The organism is Sphaerochaeta sp. UBA5849, assembly GCA_002432715.1.
In the GTDB taxonomy this organism is placed as follows: Bacteria; Spirochaetota; Spirochaetia; order Sphaerochaetales; family Sphaerochaetaceae; genus Sphaerochaeta.
In genome coordinates, this window is record DJGJ01000025.1 from 1 (window position 1) to 11338 (window position 11338).

General features: G+C 51.3%; 12 protein-coding genes. 7 read left to right on the forward strand and 5 right to left on the reverse strand.

Features of this window, described 5'->3' with window-relative positions; genetic code table 11:
* From B3K89_RS03910 to B3K89_RS03920, 3 genes are all read left to right on the forward strand, one after another.
* Positions 1–1383, forward strand: a 1383-nt coding sequence (locus B3K89_RS03910) for a hypothetical protein (RefSeq protein WP_345907090.1), incomplete at its 5' end; no start/stop codon positions are given.
* A complete protein-coding gene (locus tag B3K89_RS03915) occupies positions 1380–2177 on the forward strand; it encodes an inositol monophosphatase family protein (RefSeq protein WP_293893955.1) in 798 nt (265 codons plus the stop codon). The genes B3K89_RS03910 and B3K89_RS03915, both read left to right, overlap by 4 nt.
* The gene (locus B3K89_RS03920; protein ID WP_293893957.1) at positions 2174–2818 is read left to right on the forward strand and encodes an HAD hydrolase-like protein; all 645 of its coding nucleotides are present in this window, start codon (positions 2174–2176) and stop codon (positions 2816–2818) included. The genes B3K89_RS03915 and B3K89_RS03920 overlap by 4 nt, the downstream gene beginning before the upstream one ends.
* Here B3K89_RS03920 and B3K89_RS03925 read toward each other — a convergent pair.
* Entirely contained in the window at positions 2805–3335 is a 531-nt protein-coding gene (locus B3K89_RS03925) for a flavodoxin family protein (protein ID WP_298504311.1), read from the reverse strand. The two genes, B3K89_RS03920 and B3K89_RS03925, sit on opposite strands and share 14 nt — an antisense overlap.
* 84 nt (positions 3336–3419) lie before the next feature.
* On the opposite strand from B3K89_RS03925, the gene B3K89_RS03930 reads away from it, so the two are divergent.
* The 4 genes from B3K89_RS03930 to B3K89_RS03945 are packed head-to-tail and all read left to right on the forward strand — an operon-like array spanning position 3420 to position 7150.
* Complete coding sequence (locus B3K89_RS03930; protein ID WP_293893964.1) at positions 3420–3815, forward strand: RidA family protein; 396 nt, start codon at positions 3420–3422, stop codon at positions 3813–3815.
* 16 nt (positions 3816–3831) lie between these two features.
* A complete protein-coding gene (gene gcvT, locus B3K89_RS03935; RefSeq protein ID WP_293893967.1) occupies positions 3832–4950 on the forward strand; it encodes a glycine cleavage system aminomethyltransferase GcvT in 1119 nt (372 codons plus the stop codon).
* Positions 4947–6254 carry a hypothetical protein gene (locus B3K89_RS03940; protein WP_293893969.1) on the forward strand — a complete coding sequence of 436 codons (1308 nt, stop codon included), beginning with the start codon at positions 4947–4949 and terminating at the stop codon, positions 6252–6254. The genes gcvT and B3K89_RS03940 overlap by 4 nt, the downstream gene beginning before the upstream one ends.
* Positions 6255–6262: 8 nt before the next feature.
* The gene (locus B3K89_RS03945) at positions 6263–7150 is read left to right on the forward strand and encodes a hypothetical protein (RefSeq protein WP_293893972.1); all 888 of its coding nucleotides are present in this window, start codon (positions 6263–6265) and stop codon (positions 7148–7150) included.
* Between the two features lies 1 nt (position 7151).
* Here the strand turns inward: B3K89_RS03945 and ybaK are convergent, their stop codons facing one another.
* The 4 genes from ybaK to B3K89_RS03965 form a co-directional block, all read right to left on the reverse strand.
* Complete coding sequence (gene ybaK / locus B3K89_RS03950; protein ID WP_293893975.1) at positions 7152–7619, reverse strand: Cys-tRNA(Pro) deacylase; 468 nt, start codon at positions 7617–7619, stop codon at positions 7152–7154.
* A gap of 88 nt (positions 7620–7707) precedes the next feature.
* On the reverse strand, positions 7708–8679 hold the full coding sequence (locus B3K89_RS03955; RefSeq protein WP_293893978.1) for an ABC transporter permease: 972 nt from the start codon (positions 8677–8679) through the stop codon (positions 7708–7710).
* Entirely contained in the window at positions 8676–9740 is a 1065-nt protein-coding gene (locus tag B3K89_RS03960; protein ID WP_293893981.1) for an ABC transporter permease, read from the reverse strand. Before B3K89_RS03960 ends, B3K89_RS03955 begins: the two co-directional genes overlap by 4 nt.
* Complete coding sequence (locus B3K89_RS03965; RefSeq protein ID WP_293893984.1) at positions 9737–11278, reverse strand: ABC transporter ATP-binding protein; 1542 nt, start codon at positions 11276–11278, stop codon at positions 9737–9739. The genes B3K89_RS03960 and B3K89_RS03965 overlap by 4 nt, the downstream gene beginning before the upstream one ends.
* Between the last annotated feature and the right edge of the window lie 60 nt (positions 11279–11338).

Genomic DNA, 11338 nt, shown 5'->3' on the forward strand with positions numbered 1-11338 from the left:
ATTCCAGCAGAGGATGAGATTCTAGATACATCACCATGTATCGGCTCCTCATATTTTACTGCTTCTGATGATTCTGACAACGATGAGCTTCACGATGAGAACGAGCAGGATGAGCTTGAGACAGCTGATGAACTCGCTGCTCTTGATGAACAGCCGAGCTTGTTTGATTTTGATGATGACGATCTTGATCATTATGAGGACCAAGATGGGGAAGGGGATGAATATGAGCTGGAAGCCTATTGCATCCTCGAACCTGCCATTGAACATGATGATGAGGACGATGATGTCCAAGAGGATTACTTGAACTTTGCTGACGAGGACGCGGAGGATGGAACTGAAGAATTCTCCGAATTGTTCCACACCGGTGACGCTGATGAAGACGACGAAGACGATCTGGTGTCCATGCTCCAGACAGATAAGGAAGAACCAGAGCCGGTTGTCAGCAAGCCTTCCTCGCCATTCTCCTTCTTTTCCCATCTCTCCGATATTGCAAAAGGTGGTTCCAGTCCTGTAGAGAAGAAACCAGAGCCAGTCCTCCAAAACGCTATCCAAACTGAATCCGGGCTTGCATTTGATGAAGATACGCCACTATCCGAACTAATTGACCAAGAACAGGAGCCTGTGGTAGAGCAGGAGCCTGTGGTTCCCATTGGGGAAAAGCTTGCTCGAGATAAGGACGAGCCTTCGGAAAAAACAGAGGGGCAACCGTTTCATCCGGATTATCGCCTCGCAATGCCGCCTGACTTCAGAAGTCAGAACAAGCAGGAAACTGTCAAGGAAGGCAAGGAAGAGGAAAAGCTTGGGCTCACGCCTCCTGCAATCCCTCGCTTTATTCTTGCAGACAGGATTGCAAAAACCGGAGGCAAGGAAGCAGTTCCTGCTGATGCAGAGAAAAGCATGCCTGCTGCCATGGTACAATTGGAGGAAGTCGAGAGTTCCTTCGATGGAGATCTTCCATTCACAATCAGGGAAATATTGGGGAAATTGAAAGAGAATTCCCCTACTTTATTTTTTGAATTCTGCAAGAACGCAGAGCCTCAGCTGCTCATGGGGACATCGTCTTTGATCGAGCAGGCTCGCCAGGCACAGAATACAGACAATAAAGATAAGATGTTCACCATTCCCGGCATCGATCTTACCGTGGTGCTGATGGCTGGAAAAGGGGACATGCTGAGGGCTTGGGATCGGAGAAACAATGTCGGGGCCATAATGTATACTCAAGGCAAGACAGTTTGGAATGTCCTGTATTTGGGATACACCCATGCCGGGACGCTCTATCATGCCGAGGAGAAGACGATCAAGTTCGAGGACTTCTCGCAGTCGGACTGGAAATATGTAGTCAACTTGGGTGAACGAATCCTGGAGAAGAAAAGAATACGATGAATAAAACAGATCTCATTTCCCGCCATCTGGAGGTAGCCTTGCAGGCAGCAAGATTGGCTGGTTCCTTGGTACTTGAGGCGGGAAAGAATCCCCATATCGAAGTACACAACAAGCATCAGAATGACTTTGTTACTGATGCAGACCTTGCCTGTGAGCAACTCATCATTTCGACCATCAGGCAGACGTTTCCCGATGATACGATTTTTGGTGAAGAGACAGGTACGAACGGGAATGCAAGCCATGGTCGCTGGATTCTGGATCCCATCGATGGTACTACCAATTTTTTCCGGTCGCTTCCCAATTACACGATCAGCATCGCTTGGGAACTCGAACCATTTCATCCGCTTGTGGGTGTGGTGTTCAATCCAAGGCAGGAGGAACTCTTTTGGGGCAGCGAAGGTGGAGGGGCCTATCTGAATGGACAGAGGATTGCTGTATCTTGTGTAACGGATTTCTCAAAAGCCCTGTTGGTCTGTGCTCCTCCCCATCGACAACATGATCTAGTCGAAGGGTACTTTAATACTGCACAGAGACTGTTTTTGGCTGTAAGCGACTTTCGCTCGTTCGGCTCCTGTGCATTGGAACTGGCTTATATCGCAGCAGGGAGGCTGGATGGGTACTATGAGCTTTGCCTCGGCTATTATGATATGGCCGCCGGCATGCTGCTGGTCCGTGAAGCCGGAGGAGAGGTGGCAAACGCCAATCCCGAGATGCCGTTTACTGATATCCGATGCGATTTGATCGCTTCAAATGGCTTGATTCACCAGCAAATATTGCATATGGTTCACCCATGAATTTCAAACTCGCAATATTTGACCTCGACGGGACCTTGATGAACACTTCACCAGGCATCTTTGCATCGGCAAATGCTACTGTTGAACGGTTGGGTTTGGAACCTGAACACGATCTGAAACAGTTGAGCAAGTTCATCGGACCTCCCATAACCCAATGTTTTGTGAAAGTTTATGATCTTGATCCCTCCTTGATCGATCAGGCTGTGGTTATCTACCGCAAGGAGTATGACGAGCATGGAAGATTCAATGCGACTCCCTATGAAAAGATAGAAGATACGCTGGATGCGTTGAAGAAGAGCGGGTATTTGCTTGCAGTGGGCACCCTGAAGTACGAGCCGCTTGCACGACAAATGATGGAGCATTTTGGCCTTGCCCCCTATTTTGATTCCATTCGAGGAGCCAATGAATCATCTTCACTGTCCAAAGCTGACATTGTCCGGAAGGTCCTGGATGACCTCGGCGTTCAAAGGCAGGATGCTGTTCTCATCGGAGACACGACACACGACCAGAAAGGTGCAGAGGAAGCCGGTGTAGCCTTCATCGCAGTTGACTGGGGATTTGGATTTCCCAAGGGGATGGAGAAAGAGCCGTCCATGTATGCAATGGCTCGCGAAGTTGAGGATCTGCTTACGCTTTTGTAAGAAGATTCCTCGCTTGCTCGAGAGCCTCTTCATTCTCTTTGGCAGGATTGTCATCACCGGCGCAAACCGGTAAATAGCCGGCAAATTGCATGGCGGTATACTCGCATATCGCCTCGAACTGTTCCCTGATCAAGCGATATTGCACTCCATCGAGTGTGTCTTCCCCTGTTGCAATCACATAGAGTCTCTTGCCCTTGAAATCATCAAGTTTGAGCTGGTACAGCCTATCGATGAACAGCTTCAGTTGTGCCGAGAAGCCCCACCAATACACCGGGGTGGCAAAACAGATTGCGTCACTTTCCCTGAATGCCTGGCACAGGTCATTCATTTCATCTTCGATTACACAGCGAAAATGAGTCTTGCACCATCTGCAATCACGGCAGGGCTCAAGATGTTCATCCTGCAGGAATACCTCTTTCAGGGTGTAGGTTTGTTTGGCTGCTTGGGCAAAAGTTTTCGCCAGCGTCGTACTGTTTCCCCGTTTCCTGGGACTGGAGTAGATCATCATCATTTGCATGCCACTACCATACAATGCATGCTTTCGCCTTGCAAGAGTGTCTTGCAAAGGGTATCCTGCTTATGTACCAAGAGGAGATGCACAATGATGTTTCAACTGAAAAAGACCCAAGTCAATACTGATAAGGCTCCTGCAGCAATCGGTCCCTACAGCCAGGCTGTCATTGCAGGTCCATTCGTTTTTACCAGCGGACAGCTGCCCGTAGACCCCAAGACCAATGAGCTCGTAGGCGGTGATGCCGCCATCCAGGCCAAGCAGGTTTTTGAGAACCTCAAGGCAGTCCTCGCCGAGGCGGGAACAGACCTGTCGAAAGCAGTGAAAGCAACTGTGTTTCTCAAGGACATGAATGATTTTGCAGCGGTAAACCAAGTATATGCTTCGTATTTTGGTGAAGGGATCCTTCCCGCTCGGTCTGCCGTCCAAGTGGCAAAACTGCCCAAGGACGTAGCAGTTGAAATCGAGATGATAGCCTTAGCCTGAAGAATGAGGAATTGTCATGAAACGGACTCCATTGTATGAGCGGTACAGCACCTACCCGGGTGTAAAGCTGATTGATTTCGGCGGATGGGAACTGCCTGTCCAATTTGCAAGCGGCATTCTCAGCGAGCACGAAGCTGTTCGTACGAAAGCCGGACTTTTCGATGTTTCGCACATGGGGGAGTGCATGGTCAGTGGAGAGAGCGCCGACGCATACCTTGACTACCTGTGCACCAACTCGATCAGCGATATGGCCGTCGGGCAGTGCCGCTATACCCTGATGTGTTATCCCAATGGGACGGTGGTGGACGACCTGCTCATCTACCGCCGCACCACCACCTCCTTTTTAGTAGTGATGAACGCCTCCAACACAGATAAGGACTTGGCATGGATACAATCGGACAATCCTCACGCCCATCTTTGTCCGCAAGTAGTCGATCTCTCCGTTTCCACCGTACAGCTGGCTCTGCAAGGGCCGCTTGCCGAGCAGATCTTACGTACGCTTGTTCCTGATTGCGCCCAGATCAAGAGCTTTACCTTCAGAAGCCAGTGTGAAGTCGGTGAAGTGATGGCTCTCATCAGCCGGACCGGGTATACAGGGGAGGACGGCTTTGAACTCTACTGCGCAGCCGATGATGGTCCTCTGCTTTGGGACACCCTGCTTGAGGCAGGCAAGGACTATGGCCTCATCCCCTGTGGCTTGGGCAGCCGGGATACCTTGCGCATGGAAGCGAAGCTCCCCTTGTACGGGCATGAGATCAGTGACAGCATCACCCCCCTTGAAGCCAATCTCGGAGTTTTTGTAAAGCTTGAGAAACCTGATTTCTGTGGGAAAGAAGCATTGGTGAAGCAGCAGGAAACGGGAATCCCCCGAACTCTTCGGGGCATTGAGATGCTTGATAAGGCAGTCCCCCGCAGCGGCTACCGGGTACTGCTCGATCAGCGGGATATCGGATATGTCACCAGCGGAAACAAGAGTCCGACCTTGGGCATATTCTGTGCCTATGTGCTCATCGACCGCTCTACCAGCCTCTCATTCGGGGATGTTGTGGAAGTTGAGATTCATGGGCAGCACAAACGGGCGAAGTTGGTTCGGACCCCGTTTTACAAACGAGGAAAAAAGAACGAGCAATCTTGAAGATACGAGTACAAAACTACGCCCCTGAGGGGTTTATTGCGCTGGATAATTCCGCTCTGATATACCCTCCGACTGAGGCTGTATATAATGCAAATACATTCAGAGTCTCCTTGGATTTGAGTTTTACGATCAAGAAGGAGATTCTTGAGCAAGCGGTTCACGATATGCTCGAGCGGTGTTCCTATGCAAAGGTGAGTCTGCATGCAGGCTTCTTCTGGTATTTCCTCAGTCCGAACCCCAAACAGCCGATTGTGCATCCTGAAGGCTCATACCCAAGCGGGCGCTTCTCCTTCAAGGAGAACAACGGATATCTGTTCAAGGTATTGTATAGTGAACATCGTATAGCACTGGAGTGTTTCCATGCACTGACCGACGGCTCGGGGGCTATCGCTTATTTGAAGTTATTGGTGGAGCGGTACTGCCACCATGCAGATATTGCTGATTTCCAGTTTCCCGGTGGCTTGATTTTCAAGGCACGACCTTCCATCCAGGAGTTTAGCGACCCCTTTCAGCATCTGTATGACAAGACCCTGCCTTCGTATCCAAAAATCAGCAAAGCCTATCACCGAAAAGGAAATGGCAGCATCGACGATCGCGTGAAAGTGATCAGTGCGAGCATATCGACCAAGCAGATCAAGGCGCGGGCGAAAGCCAGGGGCATTACCATCGGTGAATACTTGTCATCCACATACTTGTATGCATTACAGCAGTTGCAACAGCAGGAAGTGCCGGTACGAAGGCGACGAAAACCCATCCGACTGTCGGTTCCTATGAACCTGCGCAAGATATTCGGCTATGAGACGATGCGCAATTTCACCCTGTTTGCAGTCATAGGCATAGAGCCGGCTCTTGGGTACTATACGTTTGATGAAATTGCCAAGGAAGTGCATATGCAGATGGCTATGAGCCAGGACCGCAAACGCCTGCTCAGCCAGATCCGAAGGAATGTAGGTGGTGAGCGTACGCCGTTGATTCGGTTCGCTCCCAACATGCTGAAAAACCCCTTGTTCAAGCTGCTCTCCGATTACTTGGGGGATGACCAGTACTCGGGAGTCATCTCCAATCTAGGGCAACTCGAGCTCCCACCGGCTTTGGAGGGGGTGATTCGCAGAGCGGATTTCCATCTGAGTCCAGGGCTGCTGAACAGGGTGGCCTTGGCGGTGATCGGATATCTCGATACCATTGTGGTTAACTTCACCAGCTTCCTCAACACCGATACCGAGTTGGAACGGTTGTTTTGCACCTTCATGGTTGAGGATGGAATTGAAGTCACCCTGTCGACCAATAGAGAAACTGACAGGTAGGAGCAACTATGGCCTATTGCATTCGATGCGGCGTGAAACTTGAAGAGGGGAGCAAAGCTTGTCCCCTCTGTAAAACACCGGTACACCTCCCCGAAGGTATGGAAGAGCAGAAGCAGCAACCGCTGTTTGCACAGAATCTTCCTTCCAAGGGTATGGGCGGGGTCAATAAGACACGCAAGGGTGTTATTGAGTTGATCGTCTCCCTGCTGGTCATCAGCGAGTTGACCGTGTTCCTTTCCATGTGGCTCAGCGGCAACGGAAGCCAGAGCTTCATCCCGCTTTTCAGTATCGCCATGGCCTCCCTCTCCCTGATTCTTGCCTTCAGTGTGAAGCCGGCCTATACCGTGCAGGCATCGATACAATGCCTGCTTGTCGCCGTCTATCTCTTCGGCTTGGACGCTGCAGACTTGAAAATAAGTTGGTCCTTGATCGCCAGCCCCGCCGTCGGAGTAGGCTGGTTGTATTTCGTCTATCCCTTCTCCCGCAGGGCTGCCCAAAAACCGAAAACGGCTGCAGGGGTATGTCTGGCAGGCTCGCTTGCATATCTTGCGTTGATCAATCTCGTGCTGGAACATAGCCTGACCTGGTTCATCCCTGTCACGCTTCCCGTAATCGCCACCTTGCTGGTTTTGCTTGGCTTGTTTGGTCTCTGGTTCTCCAAACGAAAGAACAAGCGCGTCCCCCTTGCCGATGTCGTGCTGGCTACGCTGGTTGTATTGTTTGGAACAATTACCTCGCTTGATTTCTTTCTTTCTGGGTATCAACTGGGTGTATTCACCCTGCGGTGGTCGAGGGGCCTCTTGGGTGCAAGCTTTGTCATACTGGTCTTCTTGGTCAGTGTTTCAGTCTCCAGGCGGGTAAGGCGTTACTTTACCAGCCACAATCGTCATACGTAAGTCAAGTGAAGTCGGCAAAAGTTGCGTTTGCCGCGCGCACTAGATCTTCAGGCCTCAGTTTGAGCTGGAGACCCCTTTGCCCCGCGCTGACAAAAATGTACTCCTCCAGCTGTGCCAGCTCCTCTACAAACGTAGGGTAGTGCTTTTTCATCCCAAGAGGAGAACAGCCTCCCCTGACATACCCGGTCAGGTCCTGCAGCTGGGTGAGCTTGATCAAGTCAATATCCTTGCTCCCGGTGAGGGTGCGGGCTTTCTTCAAGCTGACACTGAAATCGGCCGGCAGGCAAAAAACGTAGACATTCTTGGAGTCGTCCTGCATGACTATGGTCTTGAAAACCTGTTGGGGAAGCAGTCCGGCAGTCTGGCTTGCATGCACAGCATCCAAGTGCTCCTCATCCCAATCATAGGAGAGTACCTCATACTCGATACCCATGCTCTCCAAAATTCTCATTGCATTGGTTTTCTTCATGCCTGTATCCTATGCAATCGAAACAAAGAGGGCAAGGGCAAAAGAAACGAGGACCCACAGGTCCTCGAAACATAAACATTAGCTAACACTATTTGTCATCGATGGCAAACGACGTACCCAACGCCGCAGGGGAGGCGAAGGAGCCTCGTTTCTTCTGATTGATGATCGTCATGGCAGTGAGCACCAACAGGGTGATCAAATAGGGGGAGAATCCAAGGAACTGGGCTGGGATGACCATTTTGAAACCAGCAGCCTGAAGGCTGAACTGCAGACTGGTGATACCGCCGAAAACCAAGGTGCCGATGACCACACGGCCGGGGTTCCATGCCGAGAAAATCACCAACGCAATGACGATCCAGCCTTTGCCACCGGTCATACCCTCATTCCAGCTGGGGATGAAGCTCAATGAGAGGCATGCACCGCCCAAGCCGGCAAACATGCCGCCGATGATGGTGTACAGGTATCGGATCTTAGATACGGAGATGCCCATGGCAGCAGCTGTTCTTGGATTCTCTCCAACAGCGCGGACGACCATGCCGTGCTTTGTCTTATAGAGGAAGAACCAGGCGAACGGCAGAAGGAAGTACAAAGCATAGGTGAGAACGGATACGTCGAAGAGGGCGCCGATGACGGGAATCCGGCTCAAACCTGGAATAGCGATATTGTCAAATTTGGAAGCAAGATTCATGCCTGTAAGGTTGTAATTATTGGTTGCCGGTCCCAATCTCTGGCCTAAAAAGTTTGCCAGGCCGGTACCGAACATGGTGATGGCCAAGCCGGATACGACTTGGTTTGCCCGCATGGTGATGCACAGGAATGCGTGAATCAGGGAGAGAGCAGCCCCTACAAGCATCGCTGCAAGCAATGCGACCAGGAGGTTGCCCGTATTGTAGGCTGTAGCAAAACCGGCCAACGCCCCCATGAGCATCGTGCCTTCCATCCCAAGATTGAGGATGCCGGTTTTCTCGGTGTACACCTCTCCCAAGGTCGCATACGTCAGCGATGTTCCCATTGCAAGCGTTGCTGCCAGCAGCCGGGTGAAGAAATCAAGAAAGTTCATACGCCAGCCTCCTTGTGCTTTGCATGGAGCACCAATCGATATTCAGTAAAAATGCTTCCGGCAAGCAAGGGGATGAGGATCAAGCCCTGCATCACTTCACCCATCGCAGAGGGTAGTTTCATAATCTGCAGGGCATCCGATCCCGTTTCCAATGCCGCCATGATAATGGCTACCAGGATGGAGACAAAGGGGTTGAGCCCGCTCATCCATGCGATGATGATGCCGGTAAAGCCATACCCGGAGTTTACTCCCTTGGTAAGCTGGTGCGTGACGGCAGCACTGTCGATGACTCCTGCAAGGCCTGCAATGCCTCCACTGACGAGCATGGCCAGAATGATGTTCCGCTTGATTGAAACACCCTGACAACGGGCGGCCTGTTGGTTCTTGCCGATCATATTGAGTTCAAATCCCCAGCGGGTCTTATAAAGCACAAACCAGAGAATGACAACGAGGATCAAGGCGATGTAGAGGCCGGCATGTACTCTTCCCCAAATCCTCGGCAGCCATGCAGCCTCAGGGTACAGAATCGTTCCCATGTTTCCACGGGGAGCCTTCCATGCATTGATGTACAAGTATTCCGCATAGCCTATGATGATATAGTTCATCATCAGTGTGGTAAGCGTCTCATCGACACTCCATTGCGCCTTCAAGAGGCCGGGAATGCCTCCCCACATAGCCCCGAACAAAATTCCAACCACAATGCCGACAGGAAGCAGCAGGTACGTGGGAAGGAAGGTCCAGAACTGCATGACCCAGGTGATGCCGATCACACCGCTGACATACTGGCCTTCGGCCCCGATGTTCCAGAACTTGAGACGGAACGCAATACCGACAGCAAGCCCGCAGAGCAGCAGCGGTATGGCCTTTACTATCGTATACTGGATTTTTGTCTGGCTGCCGAATGCACCCTTGAGCATGGCGGCATAGGTTCTCACCGGGTTTGCATTGGAGATTGAAAGCACAATGGCACCAAGGATGAATGAGACCAGGAGACTGACGATAGGGACGAGGATGGTCATTTTTTTTGAGCGATAGTCACGCTTTTCAAGGCTGAATCTCATATATTCCTCCTCTCTACGCCAGCCATCAACATCCCCAGCTCCTCGGTGGTTGCATCCGCTGCATTCACAATATCCATAATTCTTCCTTCAAACATGACGGCGATTCTGTCCGCCACCATCAACAGTTCCTCCAGCTCTTCACTGACCAGCAGTACGGCATTGCCCTTGTCCCGCTGTTTGATGATGTTCTGCCTTACCGCTTCAGTGGCCCCGACATCGAGTCCCCTCGAGGGGTAGACTGCGATCAGGATGCCCCCGCATGAATCGATTTCCCGGGCCAGGATGGTCTTTTGTATATTTCCTCCACTGAGGAACTTGACCGATGTGTCCTGGTTGGGTGTCTTGATGGTAAATACTTCGATGAGGTGATCGGCAAACTTGCGCACCCAATTGCGTTTGATCACGCTGTGACTGGACAACTCCTTGGTGCGATACTTCTTCATGGAGAGGTTGTCGCCGACACTCATGTCTCCAACAACACCCATGCGCCCGCGGTCGGCCGGGATGTGGCTTACCCCGCTCTTGATGATCTGCAGCGGGGTCTTGTTGGTCATATCCTTTCCGTTGAGATAAATCGAACCTTCATCGACCTTGAGCAATCCGGTGATTGCTTCAGTCAACTGTTGCTGTCCATTGCCTGCAACCCCTGCGATTCCAAGGATTTCTCCACCGCGGATGGAGAAGCTCACATGGTCGAGCACCGGCTTGCCTCCACCGATGGGAAGGACCACCACATCCTTTGCCTCCACCATGACATCGCCGGGCTTGAAGGGCCCTCTATCCAAGGAGAAGAGGATGTCGCGTCCTACCATCATATTGGCAAGATCCTGTACCCGCTTGATTGATTTTGTGCTGCAGGTTGATACGCTTTTGCCCCTTCTGAGGACTTGCACCGTGTGGCTGAATTCCATGACCTCATCCATCTTGTGGGTGATGAAGATGGCACTCTTTCCCTCAGCCAGCATTTTCTTCAGGATCTCATTCAAATCCCGGGATTCGCCGGGAGTAAGCACTGCAGTCGGCTCATCAAGAATGAGGATGTCTGCACCACGGTACAACAGCTTGAGAATCTCGACGCGCTGCTGTTCTCCCACTGAGAGATCCTGGATGATTTTATCGGGATACACCTGTAAACCGTAGCGTTTGCTCAATTCGGTGATTTTCGCTTTTATTTCTGCCATCGGAGGGATGAAGGGCAGGTCCTTCATGCCAAGGATGATGTTTTCGGCAACACTCATATTGCCCACCAGCATGAACTCTTGGTGGATCATGCCGATGCCCAAAGCCATGGAGTCTTGGGGGGAGTTGATTTCGACAAGGTTCCCCTTGACGTAAATCTCTCCGCTGTCTGGTCGGTACAAGCCGACCAGCATGTTCATCAGGGTACTTTTACCGGCCCCGTTCTCACCAAGCAAGGCAAGAACTTCGCCCTTATGCAAGGTCAGACTAACCTGGTCGTTGGCAAGAACCCCGGGAAAGTGTTTTGTTATGTTGACCATACGCACGACGGGCGTTTCGTCGGTGTTTATTTCACTCATGTTTTGTCCGTTTACAATGCCCGAAAATGGGCGGTATTGGGCTAATCAAGGAGAGGCGGG